This is a genomic window from Mesorhizobium sp. WSM3873 (assembly GCF_001672445.1).
Lineage (GTDB): Bacteria > Pseudomonadota > Alphaproteobacteria > Rhizobiales > Rhizobiaceae > Mesorhizobium.
Window position 1 is genome coordinate 22,907 of the sequence record NZ_LYTM01000028.1, and the last position, 25,552, is coordinate 48,458.

Below are 25,552 nucleotides of genomic sequence, written 5' to 3' on the forward strand. Positions count from 1 at the left end.
GAATTGAGCGTCAGCCGGCGGCCTTGCTAGCCATTTCGAGCAGCGCAAGCACGCTGCGCCAGTTCCGCGCCGTGCCCGGCACCTTGAGCGTTCGCCCAATAAGGTTGGCAAACACCGATTTGCCAAGCCCTTCCGGCGCATGCAGGTAAAGCACGTCGCCTTTGATCTCGAAGCGCTCTGGGCCGGCACACTTTTCCGCCAGCCGCTTCGCCTCTTCCGCGGTCGGCTCTCGCTCCAGCGCATAGGCATGCAGCTTGGTAGGCTCGCCCGCAACCTCCGGATAGGGATTGTCCTTCACCAGGCGCTCGAACCAGCCGGCATTGCGCACCATGATGCGGGAATTGAACCCCCATTTCTTCTCGAAGGCCGCTTCGAGTGCTTTGGTCAGCGCCGCAGCGTCGCTGTTGTTGGCACGAAACACGACGTTGCCGCTTTGCACGTAGGTCGATACGTCTGTGAAGCCGAGGTCTTCGAAGAACGACCTCAGCTCCGCCATCTTGACGATGCGGTTGCCACCGACATTGATGCCGGAAAACAGGGCTACGAACACCGTTCCTTTGTCGCCCGTTTTTGGCCCGCTCATATGATGAACCCCGCGAGCGTCTCGTTGTCGGTGATGTCCTGATACTGCACGCCCTCGGCGTCGAAATTGGCCTTCAGCAGATCGAAATTGCGCCGGTCCTTGGTCTCGATGCCGATCAGCACAGAGCCGAAATTGCGCGCCGACTTCTTGAGATACTCGAAGCGCGTGATGTCGTCGTCCGGGCCGAGCATTTCGAGGAAATCGCGCAATGCGCCCGGCCGCTGCGGGAAGCGGATGATGAAGTACTTCTTCAGCCCTTCGAAACGCAGCGCCCGTTCCTTGACGTCCGGCAGGCGCTCGAAATCGAAATTGCCGCCCGAGACGATCGCGACGATGGTCTTGCCCCTCATCTCCTTGCGGGAAAAGTCCTTGAGCGCGTCGATCGCCAATGCGCCGGCTGGCTCCAGCACCACGCCCTCGACATTGAGCATCTCGATCATCGTCGCGCAAAGTCGGTTTTCCGGGACAAGGCGCACCGTGTCGGCGGTGAATTCCTTGAGATGGCGCAGCGGCTCGCGGCCGATTTCAGCCACCGCCGCGCCATCGACGAAGTTGTCGACCTTGGCGAGCCTGACCCGCTTGCCACCGGCGAGGCTCTCGCTAAGGCTAGGCGCCCCCGCCGGCTCGCAGAACACGAAGCGCAATTCAGGTTGCCGGTCGGCGAAATAGTGGGTGACGCCGGCAGCCAGGCCGCCTCCGCCCACCGGCAGCATGACGATGTCGGGCATGCGCCCGCCCGGCATCTGGGTTGCGATCTCGTAGGCGACGGTCGCCTGCCCCTCGATGATGTCCTTGTGGTCGAAGGGCGGCACCATATGCGCGCCGGCGGCTTCGGTGAATTCGAAGGCGGCGCGATAGCAATCGTCGAAGAAGTCGCCGACCAGCCTGATCTCGACGAAATCGCCGCCGAAAAGCCGCGTCTTGTCGATCTTCTGCTGCGGCGTCGTCACGGGCATGAACACCACGCCCTTTTTGCCGAAATGGCGGCAGACGAAGGCAAAGCCCTGCGCGTGGTTGCCCGCCGAGGCGCAGACGAACAGCTCGGCATTGTTGCCGGCGGCGAGCGCCTTGCGGAAGAAGTTGAAGGCGCCCCTGATCTTGTAGGAGCGGACCGGCGTCAGGTCCTCGCGCTTCAGGAGGATGCGGGCGCCGGTCTTTCTCGACAGATAGTCGTTCTCCTGCAGCGGCGTTTCCGGAAAGATCCCGCGGATCGCCTCCGCGGCGCCTGCGACGCGGGAAGAAAAACTGTTCATGAGGCAACCGGCTCCGAGACCATGTGGTTCGCAGCCCAAGCCTATTGCATAGTTTGGTTTTCGCGGCCACCGATGCAGCCGCTCGCCGCCCTCCTGCCGCCGCTTTGGTTTTCGCGCAACAGTGCCGAGGCGATTGGCACCCGCCGATCAAATTTCGGCTGGACACGACTTACTTCCGCCGCACTTCCCCTGTCCGGGAGATTTCGCGGAGGCGGATGGCCAATTGCGGCCCGAATGGAAGTTTCGACGTGCATTTGAAGACGATTTGCATCTTTGCCCTGGCCTTGCTGGTTGCAGGCTGCGCGGGACGACCGTCACAGGAAATCCTGGGCAGCGTCGTGGTGCCGACGACGGCGACCGAGATCGCCGGCAACCATTCGATCTTCATCGCCACCACCCGCAAGCGCTCCGACGACCCGAACAAGGTTTTCGACGGCGAGCGCTCGGCGACGCTCAATTACGCCCGCGTCAACGTCACCGTCCCGCCGGTTCATGAGACCGGTCAGATCGAGCGTCGCTCGCGCGGGACGTCGAACGATCCGACCAAATATTTCATGGCTTCCGAGGTCGTCGGCTACGACACGCAGCCGAAATTCTCCAGCGCGCTCAATGCCGACATCGACGCCCGCGGCGGCCGCGTCATGGTCTTCGTCCACGGCTACAACACCGGCTTCGACGATGCCGTCTACCGTCTGACCCAGATCGTTCACGATTCCGGCTATCCCGGCACGCCGGTGCTTTTTTCATGGGCTTCGGGCGCCAAGACCACCGACTATGTCTATGACAAGGAAAGTGCCGCCGCCGCCCGCGACCAGTTGGAAGTGACGCTGAGAATGCTGGCGCAGACCGGTGCGCGCCGCATCGACATCGTCGCCCATTCGATGGGGACGTGGGTGACGATGGAAACACTGCGACAGCTCGCCATCACCGGTGACCGCGACCTCGGCGGCAAGCTCGGCGATGTTCTCCTGGCCTCGCCCGACATCGACGTCGATGTCTTCAAGAGCCAGATGCGCCGCTACGGCAAGCCCGACAAGCCGTTCATCCTGCTCCTGTCGGACGACGACCGCGCTCTCCGGCTCTCCGGCCTGATTGCCGGTGCACGGCCGCGCGTCGGCGACTACAGGGACGCGGCCGACCTCGCCTCCTACGGCGTCACGGTGGTCGACCTCTCCAAGGTGAAGGGCAACGACAGCTTCAACCACACCAAATTCGCCGACAACCCGATGCTGGTGAAGATGATCGGCCAGCGGCTGCGCCAGGACGACGGCTTTGCCAGCGACCGCGACGTCACCGACCGGATCAGCCAGCTCGCCACTCAATAACCGTGTTCACGCGGTTGCCGCCCTGCACGGACTTTGAACTGGACCAGACCGCTCGCTGGCTTTATCGAAGGAGCCCGAGAGGTTTGCCGCCCTTGGGGGATCCCGGGTGATCGTGCGTTGGAAGATCGTCCTTGGCCTTGCCTTCACGCTCGCCCTGACGGGCTGCGCCGGGCAGAACGCGCATGGTCTGCTCAATCGGAAGGCCGTTACCGCGCCTGCATCCGAAATTGCGGCCAAGCATGAGATCTTCGTCGCCACGACCCGGCAGCAGGCGACCAAGGACCCGCGGCAGGTTTTCGACGGCGACCGTTCGCTGACCACCAGCTACGCGCGTGTCGACGTCACGGTTCCAAGGATCCACCAGCTTGGGGCGATCGAGCGCGCCAAGGGTTCGGCCGACAGCATTCCGGCCAGGCAGTTCACCGCCACCGATGTCGTCCACTATGGGGACGCTTCGCAATTCGCGAAGGCGGTCGGCACAGATATTGCCATACGCGGCGACCGCGCCCTGGTCTTCGTGCACGGCTTCAACAACGGCTTCGACGATGGCGTTTACCGCCTGACGCAGATCGCGCACGACACGAATTATCCGGGCACACCGGTGCTGTTCTCGTGGGCGTCGAGCGGCAAGACGACCGGCTACATTTATGACAAGGACAGCTCCACCGCCGCGCGCGACGACCTGGAAGCGACACTGAGGATGCTTGCCAAGTCCCGCGCCAAAAGCATTGACATCATTGCCCATTCGATGGGGACTTGGCTGACGATGGAAGCTTTGCGCCAGCTCGCCATCACCGGCGACCGCGATCTCAACGGCAAGCTCGGCTACGTCATCCTCGCCTCGCCTGACATCGACGTCGATGTTTTCAAGAAGCAGATGATCCGCTACGGCAAGCCCGACAAGCCTTTCGCCATCCTTCTCTCGGGCGACGACCGGGCGCTCAAGCTGTCCAGCTTCATCTCTGGCGAAAAGCCGCGCGTCGGCGATTACGACAACGCGGCAGATCTCGCCAACTACGGCGTGACGGTGGTCGATCTGACCCAAACGAAGGGCGGAGACCGGTTAAACCATGCCAAATTCGCCGACAATCCGATCCTGGTGCAGTTGCTCGGCAATCGACTGCGCACGCCTGCCGGTCTTGCCTCCGACGAGCCGGATCCAACGCAGCTCAACAATATCGGCCAGGGTCTCGGCAAGGCGGTCGGCTCGGTCGCCGAGGTGGTCATCACCACGCCGTTCAGGGTGCTGACGATCGCCACCGGCGGCTGAGCACCGGTTAGGCGTGTCGAGGTGCGGGTCAGGCCGGCCTCACCCCAACATCGGCGATGCTAGACGAACAGATCGACCTTCTGGAACGACGTCACGTCGACAAGGCCGACATCGGAAATCCTGAGTTCCGGGATGACGACCAGCGCCAGCAGCGAATGCTGCATGTAGGCGTTGTTGAGCGAACAGCCGACCTTGCGCATCGCTTCCGTCAACTGCTCGGCCTTGGCCGCGACGATCTCCGCGCGCTCGTCCGACATCAGCCCTGCGATCGGCATTTCGACGAGCGCCAGTTCCTTGCCCTTGGAGTAGAGCACGACGCCGCCGCCGACCTCGCCCAGTCGGTTCACGGCTAAAGCCATGTCCTCCTTGTTGGTTCCGACGGCGATGATGTGGTGCGCATCATGCGCCACGCTCGAGGCCATCGCGCAGTCTTCCATATAGCCGAACCCCGACACGAAGGCGTTGGTGACGCCGCCCGTGCCCCTGTGGCGTTCGACCAGGGCGATCTGGCAAATGTCGTTGCGGCGATCCATGGCGACCAGCCCGTCCTCGACGGGCAGGTCGGCCTCGAGCGCTCTGGTCGGCGCCTGGTTCTCGATAACGCCGATCACCCGCGCCCGCACCTCGTTGGCACCCTGTGGCGCGGCGATGTCAAAGTCAGAGGCCTTGAGCCTTTTGCCGAGGTTGACCGTGTTTTTCGCCGTCCCGGGATAATCATAGGCCGGAATGTCGATTTCGAGCTTGCCGGCTTTCGCCAGCCTGACGCCGCGGCCATAGACCTCGTCTATCGTCATCTGGGCAAGATCGGAGACGATCAAAAGATCCGCCAGCCGCCCCGGCGCGATCGAGCCGATCTCGCGCTCCAGCCTGAAATGCTGGGCGGTGTTGAGCGTCGCCATCTGGATCGCCGTCACCGGCTTCAGGCCCTGGCTGATGGCGTGCCGCACCACACGATCCATATGGCCTTCGTGCACCAGCGTGCCGGAATGGCTGTCGTCGGTGCACAGGATGAAGTTGCGCGGGTCGATGCCGCCTTCGGTGACCGCCTTGATCTGCGCAGCGACGTCGTACCAGGCGGACCCCAGCCTCAGCATCGCCTTTATGCCCTGGCGCACGCGGGCGATCGCATCCTCGGCGCGCGTGCCCTCATGGTCATCCTCGGCGCCGCCGGCGACATAGCCGTGGAACGGCAACCCGAGATCGCGCGAGGCATAGTGGCCGCCGACGGTTTTGCCGGCCTTCACCGTCTCGACGATCTCGCCCGACATTACCGGATCGTTGGCGGCGACTCCCGGGAAATTCATCACTTCGCCAAGGCCGATGATGTTCTCCCAGGTCATCGCCTCGGCGACGTCTGCGACCGTAAGCTCCGCGCCGGCATGCTCCAGGCCCGGCGCCGAAGGCACGCAGGACGGCATCTGCACATGGACGTTGATCGGCATCGCGACCGCCTCGTCATGCATCAGCCGAACGCCCGGCAGGCCCAGAACATTGGCGATCTCGTGCGGATCGATGAACATCGAGGTGGTGCCGTGCGGGATCACGGCGCGGCAGAATTCCGTCACCGTGACCATGCCGCTTTCGACGTGCATGTGCGCGTCGCAGAGGCCAGGCACCAGATAGCGGCCGCCCGCATCGACCACCTTGGTCCCCTGCCCGATCGTATGGCCGGCATTCGGCCCGCAATAGGCGAAACGTCCGGCCGCGACGGCGATGTCGGTGCCCGGAATGATCTCGCCCGAATGGACATTCACCCAGCGTCCGTTGCGGATCACGAGATCGGCAGCCCGGCGCGCCATCGCGACGTCGACCAGTTGCGTCGCCACTTCGGTCCAGGGCTTGGGTTTCGTCGGATTGGTGCGGCTCGCCATGAAGAAACTCCTGTTTGCCCAACTGTGCCAAGCTGGCGCGGTTTTGACCAGTTGGCAAAACTGCTTTGTTCTTAAGGCAGGAATCCGGTTCCCGACAGATTCTCTCCCGCAGCAGGGCGAAATCTCGCCTAGACTGGATCTCCGGCTATTCGGGTTGCAGAAGAGATGGCAAAAACGATCCGGTTCGCAATCTTCATGCTGTCGGCATGTTGCGCCGGCCTGGCCTTCTTCACCTTGCATTCATTCTGGGCATGGGCCGCCCCAATCGCCATCTTCATCGCCGGCTCGTCACTAGCCGAATATGCTTTCACACGAATGGCCAAGTCCGACGAGAAACAGCGTGACCTGGAAGATCGCGTGCGCAATCCGCCGAAGTAAACCACTGTTGCAGGAATACAATTCCGTTTTCGGGCGAATAACGCTAGGTTGCACCGAGAAGTTTTCGAAACCGCCATTTCGGAGCGCTCGATGGGTCGCCTGACACTTGCCAGTGCCGGCTTTTTCGCCCTGCTGTCCGGGCCGGCCTTGGCCGCGGACGCGATCGCCGACCTGCCCATGACTGCGCCGGGCTTCGATTGGACAGGCTATTATGCCGGCCTGCAGGCCGGCTATGGCTGGGGCTCATCTGACATCTCCGGCACGGAAGGCGAGCCGTTCGCCGCTTCTCCCGATGTCGACGGCGGCTTCGTCGGCGGCCATGTCGCCGGCCTCTGGCAGTTCAATCAGGCGGTGATCGGCGCGCGCGCTGAGCTCAACTATGCCTCGATCGACGGTTCGGCCTTGCTCGACCCTGGCAATGCCGTCGGCACCGAGGTCAAATGGCTGGGATCGATCAATGCCGAAGCCGGCTTGGCGGTCGATCGCTGGCTGATCTATGGCGTCGGGGGCGTCGCCTTCGCCGGTATCGAGACCTCGCAAGATGTCGGCGGCAGCGGCTTCGCCAGGACACGCACCGGCACCGGCTGGACGATCGGCGCCGGGGTCGACTATGCGCTGAGCAGCAACATCGTCGTCGGCGCCCAATACCGTTACTACGATTTCGGCAAGGAGCATTTCGACGTCCCGGACGACTTCTCCGATCGTGATCAGGACCTGAAGCTCCATACCCTGGGCGTAAACTTCAGCTACAAATTCTGATTTGCGGAGCAGCTACGCGGAAAATCCAACCGTATCCTTCAAGGAAAATCCCGATTGGCGGAACTTCATGCCAAAGGGATTTGTCGAGCATGTCAGCGCGCGTGCTAACCCAGCCGCTCCACAATGGTCCTTGCACAAGGTACGCCTCAACAAACGCCCACGTGGCTGCGCCTCTAGGCGCTGAGGAATCCCATAATGATAATGATGGTAGCGGTGGTTGTCTCACTCGGTTTGGCGATCTTCCTAGTGGAACGCTACGACCTGTTCGACGGGAAGAAGTGGCGGCGCGCATCGGAACCGAAGATCGCTCGAGCCTATATGCTGCTATTTGTGACCGTCGCCCTTGCCGGCGCGGCGGTGTTCTTTCACGAGGCCGTGGTTGCTAAAGTGATAACACCGACCGAACGGCTCCCAGGGTAAGTAGCTAGCGCTTCACTTACCCTAGTGCTAATCGGTGCGCCGCGAGCCACACATGAACTCTGGCAATCGTGTGGGATTTTTCGTGGGAGATCGGTGGTAAAACCCCACCATGTGGGAGTGGGCGTGGCGGAACTGGTATACGCAGCAGACTTAAAATCTGCCGGTGTTTCAAGCACTTACGGGTTCAAATCCCGTCGCCCACACCAACTCGTCAAAGGGACTTAAAATCCCTCGATCTCTGATCGTACGGGTTCGATTCCCGTCGTCCGCACCACCCTTCGCTCCTCGCTTCGGGTGGCAGGCCACTCAACCGTTGATCGGATTGAGCTTCAGGTGCTGGATCAAAATGATGGTCTTGGCGTCGACGATACGGCCGTCGGCGATGCCGGCCAGCGCCTCGTCGAGCGGCATTTCCAGCACCTCGATGTCTTCGCCCTCTTCCGGAGCTCCGCCGCCGTCGGAGATACGGTCGGCCGGCGAATAGCGCGCGGTAAAGAACCAGAGCCGTTCGGTCACGCTGCCGGGGCTCATATAGGGCGCGAACAGCCGCTCAACGTTCTTCAAATAATAGCCGAGTTCCTCTTCCGCTTCCTTGCGGATGCAGGTTTCCGGATCGTTTTCGTCGAGCAGACCGGCACAGGCCTCGATCAGCGGCTCGCGATGGCCAGTGACATAGGCCGGATAGCGGAACTGCCGCACCAGCAGCACCGTCGAGCGCTGCGGATCGAAAGGCAGGATCACCGCGCCGTCGCCGCGATCGTAGGTCTGGCGGATCTGCGTCTCCCAGCGCCCATCGCGGCGGCGATAGTCGAGCACCGTCTTCTTGAGCACCGCCCAATCGTCGGACAGGATTTCTTCAGACTGGATGCGGACGCGATCTTCCATGATGGGCTCCATGCTGTCGGCAAGCGTTATCGGCGAACAGGCGCGGGCGCAATCCTGGAAACCGACTGGTCCAGCGTGACTTTCACCGGCTGTTGTCTGGCGCGAAGTGCCGCGGCTGCCTAGATAGCAATATCTCTCCCAGGAGCCGTTTCCATGACATCATCGCTTTTCCAGCCGATCACCCTCGGCGGCCTGACCTTTCCAAACCGTATTGCGGTGGCGCCGATGTGCCAGTATTCGGCCGAGGACGGTTCCGCCAGCGACTGGCATCTGCACCACTGGATGAACCTGGCCATGTCCGGCGCCGGCATGGTGACCGTCGAGATGACCGACGTCGAGCGGCGCGGCCGCATCTCGCATGGCTGCCTTGGCCTCTACTCCGATGACAACGAGGCGGCGGCCAAGCGCACGCTCGATGCGGCCAGGCGCGTCGCCGCGCCCGGCACCAAATTCGGCGTCCAGCTCGCCCATGCCGGCCGCAAGGCATCCAACAGGCGGCCTTGGGAAGGCGGCGGCCCCCTGCAAGCGGGCGAGGATCCCTGGCAGACCGTTTCGGCTTCGGCCATCGCCTATGACACAGGGTGGAATATACCGCACGCATTGGACGAGGAAGAGATCCGGCAAGTCATCCAACATTTCGCCGACGCGGCCAAGCGGGCCGAGCGCGCCGGCTTCGACTTCATCGAGCTGCACGCCGCTCACGGCTATCTGATCTTCCAGTTCCTGTCGCCGCTTTCCAACCAGCGCACCGACCGCTGGGGTGGCTCGCTGGAAAACCGCATGCGCTTCGCCGTGGAGATCGCCAGGGCGGTGAAGAAGGCAGCGCCGGGCCTGATGCTGGGGGCCCGCCTTTCGGTGAAGGAATGGGTCGACGGCGGCTTCGAGATCGAGGAGGCAATCGAAGTGGCCAATGCGCTGAAGGCGGAAGGCGTCGCCTATCTGTGCTGTTCCAGCGGCGGCAATTCGCCGTTGCAGAAGCTGCCCAGCGGCCCCGGCTACCAGGTGCATCTGGCCGAGGCTGTGCGCAAGGGCGCCGGCATTCCGACGCGCGCCGTCGGCCTGATCGACGATCCAGAGCAGGCCGAGGCGATCGTGGCCGACGGCCGCGCCGACATGGTGGCTCTGGCTCGCGCCTTCCTTGCCGATCCGCGCTGGGGCTGGCGCGCGGCGGCGACGTTCGGCGAGGAAATCCGTCCGGCGCCGCAGCTGGCGCGCTCGGTCACGACGATGCAGCACTGGATGAAAGCGGCGGGCTGAACGGCTTGCACAGGTGACGATGGGCTGAGACCTTTGGGCGCAGCCTTCCGCCACCATTGCAACCAAATTGGCCGTTTTACGTTGGCGGCCATGACAGACAGCAAGCCATTTGAGAAGCCGGTGGTGGTCGAACTCGGCCATGTCGGCAAATATCGCCAAATAAGCAGCACCCGCGAAGCGGCCGAGTGCCTGATGACCGTGTGGCCGCTCAATCGCGGCCAGCGGCATCGTGATGCTCTCGATACTTGCCTGAAAGCGCTGGAGGGGTATCGTTCGACGGCGGACGCGCGCCGCGCGCTGATCGAGGCAGCCGAGGAATCTGAAGTGCTGGTTCCCGAAGAAAGGCTGTCCGACGGAAAGCTGCATTGAGCAGGCAAAGGGCTTCTCGACCGGAGGATTCCATGGCGAAACTGACCTACAAGATCGTCGAGCATGACGGCGGCTGGGCCTACATGGTCGGCTCGACTTTTTCAGAAACATTTCCCACCCGCCAGGACGCGCTGCGCGCGGCTGAAATTGCTTCGGCCGAGCAGCAGGTCGCCGGCACCACGGATGGCATCCAGTATGAGGATTCCGAGGGTGTCTGGCATGACGAACTGGCCGATGGCCGCGACCGGCCGCAGACCGAAGTCTCAGAATAGTTTCCGTCGCCCGACCTTGCTGCGACCGACGCTGTAAAAGCTTCACGTCGGTCGCTCGCTGGCGAACGGACTACTTGCCGCAATACTGGTCGTTGACGTTCGGGCCGGCATTCGCGTCGGGGCCGGCCGTATCCGAGGCGCATGGGCCGACGGCACCGTTGCCGAAGCTGTTTAGCGCGCCGGCGTCGCGATCGGAATAAATGCTGCCCGTGGTGTAGGGATCAACCGGCACTTGCTCGCTATGGACCGGGCGATCACGATGCCACCACCACCAAGCGTCCGACGATTATGCCATAGCCGAGGTGCCCATGGCCAGGACAAGCGCCGAGGCTGCAAAAATCTTCGTAAGCATAATTGGTACTCCATCTGGTGATTTGCCGCATTCTTGCTGGCCGGAAATTCGCCAGCCGACACGGATTAAAACCGAGGGTTGGAGCCGAAGTTCCCGTTGAAAGTGTAGGTGAGGCGGAATGTCCGACACTTTTGCGTGACGGTTCGTGGACGGACGCGATCCCTCTCGGCCTTTGACCGAACGGGATCCTCACGCTGGGAATGCGCGCGCGGCGATGCGCTCGATGAAGGCCACGACGCGTTCCGGTTCCACGAATTGCGGCATGTGCCCGAGCCCTTGGACGCGTTCGAAATCGAGCTCTCTGATCCTGCCCGGCATCGGTTCGCCATGAGCCGCGATGCCGATCACCCGGTCATCCGCGCCGAACAGAATGCCGGCCGGCATCAGGATCTCGCCATAGCGCTGTTCGAGGCGGCCGAGATCCTCTTCCACCGCCACGATATCGGTGGAGGTCGCCTGGAAATGGGCGGGCCGCAACCCGAGCCAACCACCTCCGGCGATCATGTAGTCCCCCGGCACGGCTTGCGGCGCAAAGATGAACTTCATCGTCGGCTCCGCATATTTCAGGCTGTACGGTATCGCTAAAGTATGGGCCAAGATCCAGCGCTTCAGGCGCGAGGGAACGTAGAGCAGGTCGAATTTCTGGCGCACCCTCGCCTCCAGATGCGTTAGCGGCGCGATGAGCGCGATGCCGGAAATCGCCGTCGGATGCTCGATCGCAAGTGCAAGCGCGATGGCGCCGCCCAGCGAATGACCGACGATCAAAGGCCGTTCGAGCCCAAGCTCCTCGATGAAGCGCCGCACCACTTCCGCCTGTTCGGGCAGACGGCCGCTCGCCCCGCCCGCCCGCACCGAGTATCCCGAGCCCGGCCGGTCGAGAGCGATTAGCCGGTAGCCGGCGCCGAAGCGGCCGAACAGCGTGTGCCGGAAATGGTGGAGTTGCGCGCCGAGCCCGTGCAGGAACACGATCGGCCTGCCCTCGCCTGCTTCGACATAGTGGATGCGGCTGCCGCCGATCTCGATGAACTTGCCGCACGCCGGTACCAGCCTCTCGGCCTTGGTCGCGATCCACCATGTTGCGAGCATGAAGCCGAGCACGACGGCGGCCGCCGCAACGAGCAGGCCACCGATCAGCCACGGCAAAATCGATATCAGCATCTTGCACCCGAGCCGTACCGACGCACCTTACTCGCAACCGTGTCTGCCACAAGAGCCCCGCCTCGCGTGCGCATTGCGGCCGGCTGTCCGCCGCGTTATTTCAGGCCACCTGCAGCCGGAGTGAGCCATGCCCGAAATCGTCACCGCGGCCATGCTCGTCATCGGCGACGAGATCCTCTCCGGCAGGACCAAGGACAAGAATATCGGCCATCTCGCCGATATCATGACCGCGATCGGCATCGACCTGAAGGAAGTGCGCATCGTTCCCGACGAGGAGGACGAGATTGTCGCCGCCGCCAACGCGCTGCGCGCCCGCTACACTTATGTCTTCACCACCGGCGGCATCGGCCCCACGCATGACGACATCACCGCCGATTCGATAGCCAAGGCCTTCGGCGTGCCTTGCGAATACGATGCCAGGGCTTACGCCATGTTGGAGGCAAGCTATGCCGAGCGCGGTATCGAATTCACCGAGGCGCGCAAGCGCATGGCGCGCATGCCGCGCGGCGCCGACCACATCGATAATCCGGTGTCGATCGCGCCAGGCTTCCGTATCGGCAACGTTCACGTGATGGCCGGTGTGCCGTCGATCTTCCAGGCGATGCTCGACAATGTCGTGCCGACGCTGAAGACCGGCATCAAGATGCTGTCGGCAACCGTGCACTGCCCGTTCGGCGAAGGCCTGATCGGCGGACCGCTGGCCGACATCCAAAAAGCGCATCCCGACACCATTATCGGCTCCTACCCGAAATATGGCGAGGGCAAATTCTGGACCGAGCTCGTGGTACGTGCCCGCGACGAAGCGGCTCTCGAGGCCGCGCGCCAAGACGTTGCGGCCATGGTGGCGGGCCTGTCGGCCGCGAGCTGACCCGGAACCAGAAGGCGCGCGCCGACGTTTCTGGCACGGCACTTTCGTTGCGGCCATTGATGCCGGTGGCGATCTTGCGCCGATAAATTTGAGGGATCTGCCATGCGCTTCAAGACGATCGTCGCCATTCTGCAGAACGAACAGGACGCCGAGCGCGTGCTCGATTGCGCCATCCCGCTTGCCGAGCGGTTCGAAAGCCACCTCGTCGGCATCCACGCCGAAGCGCTTCCCGTCCCCTATACGTCGGCAACCGGTTTCCCCGACACCGAATTCCTGCAGGTCTCGGCCGAGATGAACAAGGAGCGCGCCGAGAAGCTGCAGGCGGTCTTTCTCAGGCGCGTCGAGGATTCCGACCTGTCCTTCGAGTGGCGGAGCCTCGAAAGCTTCTCCGGCGACAGCGCGCTGACCGGCATTTCGAGCGTGCGGGCGGCTGACCTGATTATCGCCGCGCAGCGCGACATCGGGGGCGATCCGGGCGCCGATGTCGATACCCTGGTCTACGATGCCGGCCGGCCGGTGCTTGTCGTTCCGCATGCCGGGCCGCTCGTCACCACCTTCAGGCGTGTGCTGCTGGCCTGGAACGGCAGTAAGGAGGCGGCTCGTGCAGCATTCGATGCCCTGCCCTTCATCAGCGAGGCGGACAAGACTGACATTCTCGTCATCGATCCGCCGGAAACGCTCGACGAGGCTCCCGAGGCGGCGGGCGCCGAGATCGCGGCTGCCTTGTCACGCCACGGCGCCAATGTCAGCGTTTCCGTGCAGAAATCGGGGGCAAGCTCGGTCGACGACATCATCCAGGAGAGGATCGCCGAATCCGGCGCCGATCTGCTGGTACTCGGCGCCTACAGCCACTCCTGGCTGCGACAGCTCCTGTTCGGCGGCGTCACCCGCACCGTGCTGCGCACGGCAAACGTGGCAGCCTTCCTGTCGAGATAAGCCTGTCTCCGCGAAGTGGGAATCGGGTTCGGGGGGACAAGGACATGTACCAAATAGGAACTTGCAGCGCGTCGCCTGAACAGCGCGACGCGGTATAAGTACACAGCCATCCCTGGCTGCCACCTTGCCAAGGCCGGCGCTTTCCGGCTAATTCCGGCTGCATTCCATCGTATCTGCGCGCTGCGGCGCGCGCTTGCGGAGTGCACGAACCATGTCCCTTCCCGAAAAAGCCTTTCCGGTCTCCTGGGACCAGTTCCACCGCGATGCCCGCGCGCTCGCCTGGCGGCTTTCCGGCACCAACAAAGGCCAGTGGAAGGCGATCGTCTGCATCACCCGAGGAGGCCTGGTGCCCGCCGCGATCATTTCGCGCGAGCTTGGCATCCGCGTCATCGAAACGGTCTGCGTCGCCTCCTATCACGACTACACCAGCCAGGGTCAGTTGCAGGTGCTGAAGGAGATCTCGCCTTCGCTTCTTGCCGATGACGGCGCGGGGGTGCTCATCATCGACGACCTCACCGATACCGGCAAGACGGCCGGTATCGTGCGCGCCATGATGCCGAAGGCGCATTTCGCCACCGTCTATGCCAAGCCGAAGGGCAGGCCTCTGGTCGATACATTCGTCACCGAGGTCAGCCAGGACACCTGGATCTACTTCCCGTGGGACATGGGTTTCACCTATCAGAAGCCGATTGCCGACGATCACGCCGGCTGATCGTTGGAAGCTGCTGTTTCCGTCCAGCGCCCGCCCAAATCACTGTTTGCCGCATAGAAAAGGCTCTCGGGGAGAAGGCTCACGGGGCGATGTTTCTCGATTGCCTGGCCCTGGCCGGGTTAACCAACCCGAGTGAAGTTTTTTACTTTTATCGTCCACAATACGTCGTAAGATTCGTTTGATGGCAAATGATTCTAGGGGCTCGGGGCAGCTTCTACGATGTTGACGAGGCCAACGACGCACAACCAGATTGCCGAAAGAGTCCGACGACTCTTCGGCGCAGTGCCCTGCCGCCTGCAGGTTGCGGCCCTGCCTTGGCGCGAGAACGAAAACGGCGTCGAGATCATGCTGATCACCAGCCGCGATACCGGGCGCTGGGTGCTGCCGAAAGGCTGGCCGGAAGCCAGGGAGCCGCTTTGCGTAGCTGCCGCGCGCGAAGCGGGCGAGGAAGCGGGGTTGCACGGCACGGTCTCGCATCTCGAAGCCGGCCGCTATTTCTACGGCAAGGTCCTGGCATCCGGCGAGGAGGTGCCTTGCGAGGTCCTGGTGTTCCCGCTCAAGGTCGACCGCGTCGCGGACCGCTGGAAGGAAAAGCGCGCCCGCACCCGCAAATGGGTCGGCTCCGCCGAGGCCGCCGGCATGGTCAACGAGCCCGATCTTTGCCAGATCATTGCCTATTTCTGCGCCGATCCGCATAGATTCGCCTGAGTCATCGCTCAAATAACGCATATGTGACCCGACGAGCATGCCGCACGTTGCGGTGCGCGAACATCGGTGCTTTGTGTGGTTAATGCAGTGCCGATTCGGCTAATGGCGTCGATCGATGACGAACTCCGCGCAACCACTTGAAGAAAACTCCGGCGAACACCGGCGCGAGCACCGCCAGCGCGTGCTGAAGGGCGGGACGATCATCACCGGTATCCAGAATTCCGAGGTCAGTTGCACGTTGCGCAATCAGAATGCCGGTGGCGCCGAGCTGAAAGTCGCACCGGAATCACGCGTTCCCGATCGTTTCCTGCTCTACGTCCCGCTCGATGGCGTGGCTTATCGCGCGGAAGTCCGCTGGCGACGCAACGACCGCGTGGGCGTCAAGTTCACCGGTACCGAGGCCAAGCCCAAGTTGCACTACGGCTGACGGTCGGTCCGCAAGGCGGGAAGGCACCCGGCCGAAGCCGGAGGCCTTTCCTCAGGCGACCAGGCCTTTGGTGAGTTCGAGCGCCTGGCGCTCGAACAGCCGACGGTAGATACCACCGTTCAGCCGGATAAGCTCGTCATGCGAGCCTTCCTCGATGATGCGGCCGCGGTCGAAAACCAGCAGCCGGTCGAGTGCCCGCACGGTCGAAAGCCGGTGTGCGATGACCAATGTCGTGCGCCCGACCATCAGCCGCTCCATCGCCTTCTGGATGAGCACCTCCGATTCGGAATCCAGGCTCGATGTCGCCTCGTCCAGGATCAGGATGCGCGCATCGGCCAGGAAGGCGCGCGCGATCGCCACGCGCTGGCGCTCGCCGCCCGACAGTTTCACGCCGCGCTCGCCGACCAGGGTTCCGTAACCCTTGGGCAGATCGGCCATGAAGTCGTGCGCGCTGGCGAGCTTCGCGGCATGCTCGATCTCGGCCTGCGTTGCGCCCGGCCTGGCATAGGCGATGTTCTCGGCCAGCGACCGGTGAAACAGGATCGGCTCCTGCTGCACGATGGCGATCTGGCTGCGCAAAGATGATTGCGCAACCCTCGAGACGTCCTGGCCGTCGATCAGGATCCGGCCCCCGTTCACGTCATAGAGGCGCTGGATCAGCTTGACGAAGGTCGTCTTGCCCGATCCCGAATGACCGACCAGCCCGACGCGTTCACCCGCGGCGATCTCGACCGAGAAGTCGCGATAGAGCGGCAGCCGGTGATTGCCGTAATGGAACGTCACCTTGTCGAACGCAATACGGCCGTCGGTGATCCGGATCGGAGCGGCACCGGGCCGGTCCTCGATGCCGAGCGGTTCAGACTGGAAGTCGACCAATTCCTCCATGTCGTTGATCGAGCGCTGCAGGTTGCGGATATGCGTGCCGATATCGCGCAGATAGCCCTGCAGGACAAAGAACGACGTCAGAACGAAGGCGATGTCGCCGGCACTCGCCTCGCCCCACGCCCAAAGCATGAGCGCAAGGCCGATCACGGCCGCCCTCATCAAGAGCAGCATCGTGCCTTGCGCGGTGCCGTTGAACGTGCCGCGCACCCAGGTACGGCCCGTTCGCAGACGCCATTTGGCGACCACGCGGGCAAGCCGCGCTTCCTCGCGCGCCTCGGCGCCAAAACCCTTGACCACGGCATTGCAGCTCACCGCGTCGGCCAGCGCGCCGCCGAGGCGTGTATCCCAGCTGTTGGCGAGGCGTGCCGCCGGCGCGACGTAGCCAAGCGACAGCATGGCGGTGACGGCGATGAACAGCACCGAGCCGATCGCGACCACCAACCCCATCATCGGCCAGAACCAGCCGAGCAGCAGCGTCGAGCCGACCAGCATGACGAACGACGGCAGCAGCGCGATCAGGATCGTGTCGTTGAGCAGGTCGAGCGCCCACATGCCACGCGTTATCTTGCGCACCGTCGAGCCGGCGAAGCTGTTGGCGTGCCAGTCCGTCGAGAAGCGCTGGACGCGGTGGAACGCGTCGGCGGCGATGTCCGACATCATCTTCAACGTCAGTTCGACAATCCCCATGAAGGCGGCGTTGCGCAGCACCACAGCCGCCAACGCCAGCGCCATGAGGATGGAGAACGCCGTCATTGCGGCGTGCCACGCAACCTCGTCGGCGCCGGCGCTGCTGGCGACCGCGTCGACCAGCCGGCCGGAATAGAGCGGCGTCAGCACGTCGGCCAGCGTCGAGAGCAGGAATGCGCCCATGATGAGCGACAGGCGCCACGGCTGGCGGCGCCAGTGGCCGAGCGTGAAGCCGAGCACGCTGCGAAAGGCGCTGGCGCGCAGATCTATTCTGAAACGAGCCATGATGTCATCCGGGCGCAGAGAGGCCCGGTCCCGCTAAAATCAAATTGGAAAACCCGCGCCGGCGCCTTATGGCGCCCTTAAAACGGGGAGGTTCAGTATGGCTGGTCGCGCGCCCTCGGTGGCGACCGGCAGGAGCCAGATGCCTGCCTGCGGCTGGCCTTCCGAACGGAGTTCGGACGGCCGGTGCAGATCTAGGCTTCGCGGCCTCGCATAACGATGTCAAATCCTGCCATACGGTCCTCCCGAAAGGGAATCGCGGAAGCGCTTTTATAGAGGCGGCTCACCATCTCGCCAAGGCAGGGCGGCGCCAGGAGGGCGTCTTGACCGGCCACTGAGACGATTTTGCAACAATGGTGGGTTGCGCTGCCAAGAGCGCCGGTTCAGGCGAACAGCTTTGCGTTTCAGCGGACTAGCTGCGATCCCGGAACCTATTGGTGATCGGGTAGCGGCGGTCGCGGCCGAAATTCTTCTTCGTGATCTTTACGCCTGGGGCCGCCTGCCGGCGCTTGTACTCAGCAATGTAGAGCAGATGCTCGACGCGCGTCACCGTCGCCCGGTCGTGGCCGCGCGCGACGATGTCGTCGACGCCCATCTCGTGCTCGACCAGGCATTCGAGAATGTCGTCCAGCACCGGGTAAGGCGGCAGCGAATCCTGGTCGGTCTGGTTTTCGCGCAGCTCCGCCGACGGCGCCTTATCGATGATGTTCTTCGGAATGACCTCGCCCGATGGGCCGAGCGCCCCCGGCGGCACATGCGCGTTGCGCCAGCGCGCCAGCGCATAGACCTGCATCTTGTAGAGGTCCTTGATCGGGTTGAAGCCGCCATTCATGTCGCCATAGAGAGTGGCGTAGCCGACCGACATCTCACTCTTGTTGCCGGTGGTGACGACCATCGAACCGAACTTGTTCGAGATCGCCATCAGGATCGTGCCGCGCGCACGGCTCTGCAGGTTTTCCTCGGTGATACCTTCCTGAGTGCCCTCGAAGAGCTGGGTCAGCGCATGCCGGAAACCTTCGACCGGCTCGGAGATCGGCACGATGTCGTAACGGCAGCCGAGCGCGCGGGCGCAATCCTCGGCGTCCTTCAGCGAGTCCTTCGAGGTATAGCGATAGGGCATCATGACGGTGCGCAGCCGCTCCTCGCCAAGCGCGTCGACCGCCAGTGCAGCGCAGATCGCGGAGTCGATGCCGCCGGAGAGGCCGAGCACCACGTTCTTGAAGCCGTTCTTGTTCACGTAGTCGCGCAGGCCCAGCATGCAGGCCCGGTAGTCGGCCTCCTCCCGCTCCGGAATCTTCGACATTGGGCCTTCGGAACAGACCCAGATGCCATCCCTTCGCTTCCAGGTGGTGACGTCGACCGCTTCCTCGAACTGGCTCATCTGGAAGGCAAGCGTCTTGTCCGCGCCGATGGCGAAGGAGGCGCCGTCGAAGATGAGTTCGTCTTGGCCACCAAGCTGATTGGCGTAGATCATCGGCAATCCGCATTCGATGACCTGACGGATCACCACCTGGTGGCGGACGTCGATCTTGGCGCGGTAGTAGGGCGAGCCGTTCGGCACAAGCAGGATCTCGGCGCCGCTCTCGGCCAGCGTCTCGCAGACGGCGATGTCGCCCCAGATGTCCTCGCAGATCGGGACACCGATGCGCACCCCGCGAAAATTCACCGGCCCTTGCAGCTCCGGCCCGGCCTGGAAAACGCGCTTCTCGTCGAACTCGCCATAGTTCGGCAGGTCGAGCTTGTAGCGCTCGGCGATGATCTTGCCGCGATCGGCGAAGACGATGGAGTTATGCGTGCCGGTCCGGCGCTTCAGCGGCGTGCCGATGATGACGCCAGGACCGCCATCGGCGGTGTCGGCGGCGAAATCCTGCGCCGCCTTTTCGCAAGCATTCGGGAAGGCCGGCTTCAGCACCAGGTCTTCCGGCGGATAGCCGGCGAGGAAGAGCTCCGTGTAGAGCACCAGATCGGCGCCCTGGCGGGCCGCATCCGCCCTTGCCTCGCGCGCCTTGGCGAGATTGCCGGCGACGTCGCCGACGGTCGGGTTGAGCTGGGCGACGGCAATGCGCAGTAGGTCGGGAGCGGTCTGGGTCATGAATTGGATTTAGCGTGGCGGCAATCGCCGGGCAATGGCGATTGCTTGTGCCACCCAGGACTGGCCGGCGAATGCCGGTCATGTCCCGCCTCAGCCGGAGGCGATCAGGCCTGCTCGCCCATGTATTCGCGCAGCGTCTCCGGCGAATGGTTCTCGCCGATCGACATCGCCAGAATGCGCGAGATGTGCCGGCGCGGCAGCCCGGTCGCCGCGGACCATCGGTTGATCTGCGCCTGGATCTTGTCGAGATCCCGCTTCGAAGTCGGGCTTTCGGCGATGTCGAGACCGGCGTCGCGCAGCGTCGCCGCCATGTCGGCGGAAACAATGAAGGTGTCCCACTCCAGCCAGCGCAGAAAATCCTGGCCGGTGTTGCCGCCGAGCCGGCTGCCATGCTTGCCGAGATAGGCGGTCAGCCCGACCTGGTCGTCGGCCGGCCAGTCGGCCAGGAACTTGCCGAAGCCGCCATGTTCCTTCGAGACGCGGTCGACGAAAGCCGCGTTGTCGCGCACGGATTTGATCTTTTGCGGGTTGCGCACGATGCGCTTGTCGGACGCCAGCTCGTGCCAGAAGTCGTCCGGCTGGAACAGGAGCCGCTTCGGCTCGAAGCCAAGGAACGCCTCCTCGAAACCAGGCCCATTTCTGCTCGATCACACGCCAGACGAAACCGGCGGCAAAGATGCGCTCGGCCATGGTGGAGAGGATGCGGTCGTCATGAACTTTCGCCACGGCAGTGTTGTCGGGCATGGGTCCGAGCAGCGACGCCAGCGCCTCTTCACCGCCCTTGCGTTTTGCCGCCCGGGCACGAATTTGCTGGAAGTCGGCCATTTCCGCCCTCGCCTGTTCCGACCAATCTATCACTTCCCGTCAGGCTCGGTAGCCTCTACCTCTATAAGCAATTCCAGGAAAAGTGCGCAGCGGTTTTCCGTCCGGAATTGCGTGAGATAAGTCAGCAATCTCAGGAAAAACGCGCAGCGGTTACCATCCGGATTCTTGGAACGCGGGCCTGACGACGGAGAGGACGATGAACAAGACGGTCGAGGATCTGTCGAACCGCTGGCTGAAGCGAAAGCCGGACGGTCTCTCTCCTCTCGAGAGCCGCGTGCTGAAGTCGACGCTGGAACGCACCACCATCACCAGGGACACCAACAAGGCTGTCGCCTTTCATCAGAGCTATGGCGATCGCGTTGCCGACACGATCGCCCGTATCGGCGGCTCATGGTCCTTCATTCTGGGCTTCATCGCCTTTCTGGTGCTGTGGACCTTCGGCAATGTCTGGCTCCTGTCGCGGAACGCCTTCGATCCCTACCCCTTCATCTTCCTCAACCTCGTGCTCTCGATGGTCGCCGCCCTGCAAGCCCCGGTGATCATGATGTCGCAGAACCGCCAGACCGAGCGTGACCGCATCGACGCCGCCCATGACTACGAGGTCAACCTGAAGGCCGAGATCGAGATCATGGCGCTGCATGAGAAGCTCGACGAACTGCGCCACAGTGAGCTTATCGGCATGCGCGACGAGATCCTGCGCATGGCCGAGCAGATCAGGCGGATCGACGAGAAGCTGTCGGCGCGGTCGGCGGGCTGATGACCGAGGCCATCCATCGTCTCATCGAGCAATACGGGCTGATCGCGGTCTTCCTCGGCTGCGTCGCCGAGGGCGAAAGCGCTGCCATCCTCGGCGGCTTTTTCGCCCATCAGCACATATTCGTGCTCTGGCAGGCTTTCCTGGCCGCGTTTCTCGGCGCCTTCGCCGGCGACACGGCTTTCTTCACCCTCGGCCGCAGCTTTGCCGATCATCCCTATGTCGTCAGGCTGCGAAGGCGGCCGGGTTTTCGCCGCGCCTACCGGCTGCTCAACACCCATCCCAACATCTTCGTGCTGACGAACCGCTACGTCTACGGAATGCGGCTTGTCGGCGGCATCGCCGCAGGGCTGTCGACCGTGTCGGTGCCGCGCTTCGTCATCCTGAACGCCATCTCGTCGGCGGTCTGGGCAGCCCTCTTCGGCACCCTCGGCTATGTCTTCGGGCTGGGGGCGGAGCGCATGGTCGGCCAGGCATTTGCCCGCCATGAGCGCGTGTTCGTCGCCCTCGCCATCGGCATCGCTGTAGCCGTCCTGGCCGGGCTGGTTGCCCACCACTTTGCCGGAAGGGAGCGCGCAAAGGACGCAAAAGAGGATCAGGCCGAATCCTAAGCTGTCGGATCCGTTCCTCCCGGTCAGATCGGCGCCTCGAGGATGCGCTCGACGATGGCAATGCCCCACACGGCGCCCGCGATCACGATCGAAATCAGCACCGCCAGCGAGCCGCAATCCTTGGCGAGTTGGATGTCGATGTGGAACTCGCGGGAGATCGCGTCGCACGCCGCCTCGATGCCTGTGTTGAGCACCTCGACCAGGATCATCAGCAGAACCGCGCCGATCAGCAAGGCGTAGCCGCGCCAGGATACCGAGATGAACCAGCCGGCCGGCAGAGCGAACGCAAGCAGCATCAACTCCTGCTGGAACGCCTTTTCGTGAGCAGCCAGCTTGCGGAAAGCCCGCACCGAATTGATGAAAGCGTCGATCAGCCGCTGCATGCCCAGCCCCGTTTCGAATCACCGTGAGGGGATATCGCAACAGCCGGGTCAAGGGAATAAGGCAGGCGGCCCAAAAGTCACTCGATCGCGACCTTTATCGACGGCGTCGACTTGTCGAACTGCGGCAGGCCGTCGTCGATTGCATAATAGTCGCCCTTGTCGCCGACGAAGATGTGGCTTTCGGCCGAAAGCCCGGTCGGCTTGTCGAACGAGCCGGCCATGATGGAGATCGTGTCGAGCTCGTTGTGCTTCCAGAACAGCACCGAGCCGCAGCTGCGGCAAAAGCCGCGTTTCGCAATGTCGGACGCGCCGTACCAAGCAAGCGCGTCGGCCCCCTCGATGTCGATGTCGGCGTCCCTCGAAGAAGTCGCTGCAACGAAATGGCCGGTTTGCTTGCGGCACTGCGAGCAGTGGCAATAGACCACTCCGCGCAGCGCTCCTCTCGTCGTGAAGCGCACCGCTCCGCACAGGCACGATCCAGTGTGATTTTCGCCCATCCCGGCCTCCTTCAACGCCATTCACCTCGAGCGCGCCGGACAAGATTCCAGTTTTGCGCTCGTCCGGCGCAGGCAAATGCGACACCGAAGCGGCGCGTTTCAAAAGCTGCGCCTGCACCGCAGTGCAACCTGAAGCAGCAAAAACGGTCTGGAAACGCCCGCCATTAAGGAAACTTTAGCGCAGCTGCATTTATGGTTCCTGCAGGCGATGGTCGTGTTGGGGACGCGGCCTAACATCGCAATTCTGATTCGATCCCCGCAGGTCTCCGGTCGCGCACTGAAGGGGGTAGTGAACAGACTATGCAGCCGGCAGCCGTCCCGAGCGACAGAAATGGCGACATCGCCAGCACCGTTGTGGCGACCATGCGCCAGCTCGGCCTGCTCGGCCTGCCGCGCAACTACGAAATCTTCTATGAAGCGCTGAGCGGCAGCAATCACGAGCTCAGCCTCGCTGTCGTCTCGTTGAGCAACCGGCCGACGCAAGAGGATCTCGATCGCATCGGGCGCACCTTCTTCCCGCAGCACCACGGGCCTGCGATCGTCGAACACGCCCGCGAGGTGGTCGCCAAGGAGCTTGAGGACGTCGCCGCGCTGCTGCGCAGCGAGCGCAGCCATATCGAAAAGTACGGCCGCATCCTCGACGAGACGTCGAGCGGCCTGAGCAATCGCAGCCTGCTTTCCCAGGATCTGCTGCAAAAGATCGCCGGCGCGATGTCTGCCGCCACCAGCTCGACGCTGGATCACAACCGCCAGATCGCGAGCACGCTCAGCGAAAAGACGGCCGAGCTCGAGAGCGTCAAATCGAAGTTGGAGGAATACAAGCGGCTCGCCAATACCGATCCGCTGACGCAGATCTGGAATCGCCGCGCCTTCGACAAGGAAATCACGCGCATCTACAACAGCAACCGCGGTATCCTCTTCAACGCGCTCATCCTTGCCGACATCGATCGCTTCAAGGACATCAACGACCGGTACGGCCATCCGGTCGGCGACAAGATCATCCAGATCATCGCCGAAATCTTGCAGTCCAGCATCCGTGCCGACATGTTCGTCGCGCGCACCGGCGGCGAGGAGTTCGCGCTGATCGTCGAAGGCGCCAGCGAGGACACCACCTACGAAATCGCCGAGCGCATCCGCGTGCTGATCGAACAGACGCCGTTCACCAGCAGCCAGACCGGGATGAACTATGGCACGGTGACTGTCTCGATGGGCATTTGCATGGCTTCCGAGGCCGACACCCCCGAAGACCTCTACACCAAGGCCGACCGCGCGCTCTACCGCTCCAAGATCGGCGGCCGCAACCGCGTCACCAGGCATTCCACAATGGCCGGCCGTGCCGGCAAGGGCTGGCTGCTCTACAAGAAGGACTGAGGGCACATTGGACATCCTTTCCAAATGAATTTCTGTGGACTATATTTTCCACGGAAATGAAAGGTGCGCTCATGCCACGTCCAGTCGCTGCCGCGACGGCGGCAGAAAATGCCGTCATCACCAAGGCCACGCTTCGCGCGGCCGACCTGCTCGAGATCACGGCGCGAACGCTTGCTCTGGTCATCGGCGTCTCTGAGGCGACGGTCTCGCGCATGCGCAAGCAGGAGTTCCTGCTCGAGCGCGGCACCAAGCCGTTCGAGCTTGCGGTGCTGTTCGTGCGGCTGTTCCGCTCGCTCGACGCCATCGTCGGCGGCGACGAGACGGTCGCCCGGGCATGGCTGAAGAACCCGAACACGGCGCTCGACGGCACGCCGCTCGAAAAAATCCTGACTATTGCCGGACTTGTCGATGTCATTGCCTACCTGGATTCCCGACGCGCTCTCGTCTGAGGCCGTCAGGCTCGAAGGCAAATATTGGCGGATGGTCGAGGCGCAGCATCGCGTCTCGACCCTGAAGCTCGTCGACAGGCTCGACGAGCAGGGCCTGCTCGAAGACCTCATCGAGGAAAGCAAGCCGCGGATCCCGCTGGAATGCCGCCATCTTCACTATCTTCTGGCGACGCCCTTCCGCTACGGCTCGATTTATCCGTACGGCTCGCGCTTCCGCCGCGCCGGCAAGACCAAGGGGGTCTACTACGCCGCCGAGACGGTGCTGACGGCAGTGGCGGAAATGGCCTTCTACCGCTTGCTGTTCTTTGCGGAATCACCGCAGACGCAATGGCCGAACGACGCGGCCGAATATACCGCCTTTGCCGCGGCGATCAGATGCGAGAAGGCCGTCGACCTCACGCGGCCGCCGCTCGACCGCGACGAGAAGGCTTGGACGGATCCGACTGACTATGCCGCCTGCCAGGCCATCGCCGACGTGGCGCGCGAGGCGGGGATGCAGGCCATCCGCTACCGCTCGGCGCGCGATCCGAAGGGCGCTAACATCGCGCTCTTGACGTGCAGCGGTTTTGCCAAGGCCAAGCCGCTGGAGCCTCATACCTGGCGCATCCGCATCGGCTCGTTCGGGGTCCAGGCAATCTGCGAATTTCCAGACAGGCGGCTGGAATTCTCAAGGACGAGCTTTGTCGATCCGAGGCTGGCGAACATGCGCTGGGAGCGCGGGCGCTAGAGCGGCGGATTTTCATGTGAGTCCATAGCCTGCGGCAGTGAAGTAGTTTCTGCATTCTGTTAAGGAGAACAGATTGCAGATATCGCCGATGGCCTGCCACAGAGCGTCGATGGTTCTGATGGCCTTTGCGCGCAGATGCGCCTTGAGCTTGGCGAAGGCCATTTCGATCGGGTTGAGATCCGGACT

At 63.2% G+C, this 25,552-nt stretch carries 28 protein-coding genes, 1 tRNA gene and 2 pseudogenes; 19 read left to right on the forward strand and 12 right to left on the reverse strand.

What is annotated here, in order from left to right:
• Nucleotides 1-10 precede the first annotated feature (10 nt).
• Both A9K71_RS18500 and ilvA read right to left on the reverse strand, forming a co-directional pair.
• Nucleotides 11-583 (reverse strand): DUF1697 domain-containing protein, encoded by a 573-nt coding sequence (locus A9K71_RS18500; RefSeq protein WP_066998876.1) that lies wholly within the window; start codon nt 581-583, stop codon nt 11-13.
• Nucleotides 580-1,836 carry a threonine ammonia-lyase IlvA gene (gene ilvA, locus A9K71_RS18505; protein WP_066998878.1) on the reverse strand — a complete coding sequence of 419 codons (1,257 nt, stop codon included), beginning with the start codon at nt 1,834-1,836 and terminating at the stop codon, nt 580-582. The genes A9K71_RS18500 and ilvA overlap by 4 nt, the downstream gene beginning before the upstream one ends.
• Before the next feature lie 215 nt (nt 1,837-2,051).
• Between ilvA and A9K71_RS18510 the strand changes: the two genes are divergently transcribed.
• Both A9K71_RS18510 and A9K71_RS18515 read left to right on the forward strand, forming a co-directional pair.
• Nucleotides 2,052-3,161 carry an alpha/beta hydrolase gene (locus A9K71_RS18510; protein WP_066998881.1) on the forward strand — a complete coding sequence of 370 codons (1,110 nt, stop codon included), beginning with the start codon at nt 2,052-2,054 and terminating at the stop codon, nt 3,159-3,161.
• Between the two features lie 106 nt (nt 3,162-3,267).
• Nucleotides 3,268-4,431: an alpha/beta hydrolase gene (locus tag A9K71_RS18515; protein ID WP_066998884.1), complete on the forward strand. Its 1,164-nt coding sequence runs from the start codon at nt 3,268-3,270 to the stop codon at nt 4,429-4,431.
• Between the two features lie 59 nt (nt 4,432-4,490).
• On the opposite strand, the gene ade is transcribed toward A9K71_RS18515, so the two are convergent.
• Nucleotides 4,491-6,302 carry an adenine deaminase gene (gene ade, locus A9K71_RS18520; protein WP_066998889.1) on the reverse strand — a complete coding sequence of 604 codons (1,812 nt, stop codon included), beginning with the start codon at nt 6,300-6,302 and terminating at the stop codon, nt 4,491-4,493.
• 165 nt (nt 6,303-6,467) lie between these two features.
• Between ade and A9K71_RS18525 the strand changes: the two genes are divergently transcribed.
• The 4 genes from A9K71_RS18525 (at nt 6,468) to A9K71_RS18540 (ending at nt 8,065) form a co-directional block, all read left to right on the forward strand.
• The gene (locus A9K71_RS18525) at nt 6,468-6,680 is read left to right on the forward strand and encodes a hypothetical protein (protein WP_066998892.1); all 213 of its coding nucleotides are present in this window, start codon (nt 6,468-6,470) and stop codon (nt 6,678-6,680) included.
• 90 nt (nt 6,681-6,770) lie between these two features.
• Entirely contained in the window at nt 6,771-7,439 is a 669-nt protein-coding gene (locus tag A9K71_RS18530; RefSeq protein ID WP_066998895.1) for an outer membrane protein, read from the forward strand.
• Nucleotides 7,440-7,685: 246 nt separating this feature from the next.
• Complete coding sequence (locus tag A9K71_RS18535) at nt 7,686-7,859, forward strand: hypothetical protein (protein ID WP_156752709.1); 174 nt, start codon at nt 7,686-7,688, stop codon at nt 7,857-7,859.
• A gap of 117 nt (nt 7,860-7,976) precedes the next feature.
• Nucleotides 7,977-8,065, forward strand: a tRNA-Leu gene (locus A9K71_RS18540).
• Nucleotides 8,066-8,165: 100 nt separating this feature from the next.
• Here A9K71_RS18540 and A9K71_RS18545 read toward each other — a convergent pair.
• Complete coding sequence (locus tag A9K71_RS18545) at nt 8,166-8,744, reverse strand: NUDIX domain-containing protein (protein ID WP_066998957.1); 579 nt, start codon at nt 8,742-8,744, stop codon at nt 8,166-8,168.
• A gap of 153 nt (nt 8,745-8,897) precedes the next feature.
• Between A9K71_RS18545 and A9K71_RS18550 the strand changes: the two genes are divergently transcribed.
• From A9K71_RS18550 to A9K71_RS18560, 3 genes are all read left to right on the forward strand, one after another.
• A complete protein-coding gene (locus tag A9K71_RS18550; RefSeq protein WP_066998900.1) occupies nt 8,898-10,001 on the forward strand; it encodes an NADH:flavin oxidoreductase/NADH oxidase in 1,104 nt (367 codons plus the stop codon).
• 90 nt (nt 10,002-10,091) lie between these two features.
• Nucleotides 10,092-10,370, forward strand: a complete 279-nt coding sequence (locus A9K71_RS18555) for a DUF982 domain-containing protein (protein WP_066998903.1) — start codon at nt 10,092-10,094, stop codon at nt 10,368-10,370.
• Nucleotides 10,371-10,402: 32 nt separating this feature from the next.
• Nucleotides 10,403-10,642, forward strand: coding sequence for a DUF2188 domain-containing protein (locus A9K71_RS18560; RefSeq protein ID WP_066998906.1), 240 nt, complete (start codon nt 10,403-10,405; stop codon nt 10,640-10,642).
• Nucleotides 10,643-10,712: 70 nt separating this feature from the next.
• Here the strand turns inward: A9K71_RS18560 and A9K71_RS32660 are convergent, their stop codons facing one another.
• Nucleotides 10,713-10,874, reverse strand: a complete 162-nt coding sequence (locus tag A9K71_RS32660) for a hypothetical protein (protein ID WP_245299676.1) — start codon at nt 10,872-10,874, stop codon at nt 10,713-10,715.
• A 309-nt stretch (nt 10,875-11,183) separates the two neighbouring features.
• Complete coding sequence (locus A9K71_RS18570; RefSeq protein WP_066998909.1) at nt 11,184-12,152, reverse strand: alpha/beta fold hydrolase; 969 nt, start codon at nt 12,150-12,152, stop codon at nt 11,184-11,186.
• Nucleotides 12,153-12,279: 127 nt separating this feature from the next.
• Between A9K71_RS18570 and A9K71_RS18575 the strand changes: the two genes are divergently transcribed.
• The 5 genes from A9K71_RS18575 to A9K71_RS18595 all read left to right on the forward strand — a co-directional run bounded on the left by A9K71_RS18575 (nt 12,280) and on the right by A9K71_RS18595 (nt 15,803).
• Entirely contained in the window at nt 12,280-13,020 is a 741-nt protein-coding gene (locus tag A9K71_RS18575) for a competence/damage-inducible protein A (RefSeq protein WP_066998913.1), read from the forward strand.
• Nucleotides 13,021-13,122: 102 nt separating this feature from the next.
• Nucleotides 13,123-13,956 (forward strand): universal stress protein, encoded by an 834-nt coding sequence (locus tag A9K71_RS18580; RefSeq protein WP_066998916.1) that lies wholly within the window; start codon nt 13,123-13,125, stop codon nt 13,954-13,956.
• A gap of 211 nt (nt 13,957-14,167) precedes the next feature.
• Nucleotides 14,168-14,668, forward strand: a complete 501-nt coding sequence (gene gpt, locus A9K71_RS18585; RefSeq protein WP_066998919.1) for a xanthine phosphoribosyltransferase — start codon at nt 14,168-14,170, stop codon at nt 14,666-14,668.
• Nucleotides 14,669-14,887: 219 nt separating this feature from the next.
• On the forward strand, nt 14,888-15,376 hold the full coding sequence (locus A9K71_RS18590) for an NUDIX hydrolase (protein WP_066998922.1): 489 nt from the start codon (nt 14,888-14,890) through the stop codon (nt 15,374-15,376).
• A gap of 115 nt (nt 15,377-15,491) precedes the next feature.
• Nucleotides 15,492-15,803, forward strand: coding sequence for a PilZ domain-containing protein (locus A9K71_RS18595; RefSeq protein ID WP_066998925.1), 312 nt, complete (start codon nt 15,492-15,494; stop codon nt 15,801-15,803).
• A 51-nt stretch (nt 15,804-15,854) separates the two neighbouring features.
• On the opposite strand, the gene A9K71_RS18600 is transcribed toward A9K71_RS18595, so the two are convergent.
• The 3 genes and pseudogenes from A9K71_RS18600 to A9K71_RS18610 form a co-directional block, all read right to left on the reverse strand.
• Nucleotides 15,855-17,660, reverse strand: a complete 1,806-nt coding sequence (locus tag A9K71_RS18600) for an ABC transporter ATP-binding protein (RefSeq protein WP_066998928.1) — start codon at nt 17,658-17,660, stop codon at nt 15,855-15,857.
• 409 nt (nt 17,661-18,069) lie between these two features.
• Nucleotides 18,070-19,749 carry an NAD+ synthase gene (locus A9K71_RS18605; protein ID WP_066998931.1) on the reverse strand — a complete coding sequence of 560 codons (1,680 nt, stop codon included), beginning with the start codon at nt 19,747-19,749 and terminating at the stop codon, nt 18,070-18,072.
• A gap of 104 nt (nt 19,750-19,853) precedes the next feature.
• Nucleotides 19,854-20,574 (reverse strand): annotated as a pseudogene (locus A9K71_RS18610) (DNA-3-methyladenine glycosylase I).
• 196 nt (nt 20,575-20,770) lie between these two features.
• Between A9K71_RS18610 and A9K71_RS18615 the strand changes: the two are divergent.
• Both A9K71_RS18615 and A9K71_RS18620 read left to right on the forward strand, forming a co-directional pair.
• A complete protein-coding gene (locus tag A9K71_RS18615) occupies nt 20,771-21,331 on the forward strand; it encodes a DUF1003 domain-containing protein (RefSeq protein WP_066998934.1) in 561 nt (186 codons plus the stop codon).
• A complete protein-coding gene (locus A9K71_RS18620) occupies nt 21,331-21,939 on the forward strand; it encodes a DedA family protein (RefSeq protein WP_066998937.1) in 609 nt (202 codons plus the stop codon). The genes A9K71_RS18615 and A9K71_RS18620 overlap by 1 nt, the downstream gene beginning before the upstream one ends.
• A gap of 23 nt (nt 21,940-21,962) precedes the next feature.
• On the opposite strand, the gene A9K71_RS18625 is transcribed toward A9K71_RS18620, so the two are convergent.
• Both A9K71_RS18625 and A9K71_RS18630 read right to left on the reverse strand, forming a co-directional pair.
• Nucleotides 21,963-22,322 carry a diacylglycerol kinase gene (locus A9K71_RS18625; RefSeq protein ID WP_066998940.1) on the reverse strand — a complete coding sequence of 120 codons (360 nt, stop codon included), beginning with the start codon at nt 22,320-22,322 and terminating at the stop codon, nt 21,963-21,965.
• Between the two features lie 77 nt (nt 22,323-22,399).
• Nucleotides 22,400-22,819 (reverse strand): GFA family protein, encoded by a 420-nt coding sequence (locus A9K71_RS18630; protein ID WP_066998960.1) that lies wholly within the window; start codon nt 22,817-22,819, stop codon nt 22,400-22,402.
• A 300-nt stretch (nt 22,820-23,119) separates the two neighbouring features.
• Here A9K71_RS18630 and A9K71_RS18635 point away from each other — a divergent pair, with 300 nt between their 5' ends.
• From A9K71_RS18635 to A9K71_RS18645, 3 genes are all read left to right on the forward strand, one after another.
• Nucleotides 23,120-24,190: a diguanylate cyclase gene (locus tag A9K71_RS18635; RefSeq protein WP_066998943.1), complete on the forward strand. Its 1,071-nt coding sequence runs from the start codon at nt 23,120-23,122 to the stop codon at nt 24,188-24,190.
• A 71-nt stretch (nt 24,191-24,261) separates the two neighbouring features.
• Entirely contained in the window at nt 24,262-24,639 is a 378-nt protein-coding gene (locus tag A9K71_RS18640) for an antitoxin Xre/MbcA/ParS toxin-binding domain-containing protein (protein ID WP_066998964.1), read from the forward strand.
• Nucleotides 24,599-25,366 (forward strand): RES family NAD+ phosphorylase, encoded by a 768-nt coding sequence (locus tag A9K71_RS18645; protein ID WP_066998946.1) that lies wholly within the window; start codon nt 24,599-24,601, stop codon nt 25,364-25,366. Before A9K71_RS18640 ends, A9K71_RS18645 begins: the two co-directional genes overlap by 41 nt.
• Before the next feature lie 12 nt (nt 25,367-25,378).
• Here the strand turns inward: A9K71_RS18645 and A9K71_RS31625 are convergent.
• A pseudogene (locus tag A9K71_RS31625) lies at nt 25,379-25,552 on the reverse strand (IS630 family transposase); the annotation flags it as partial.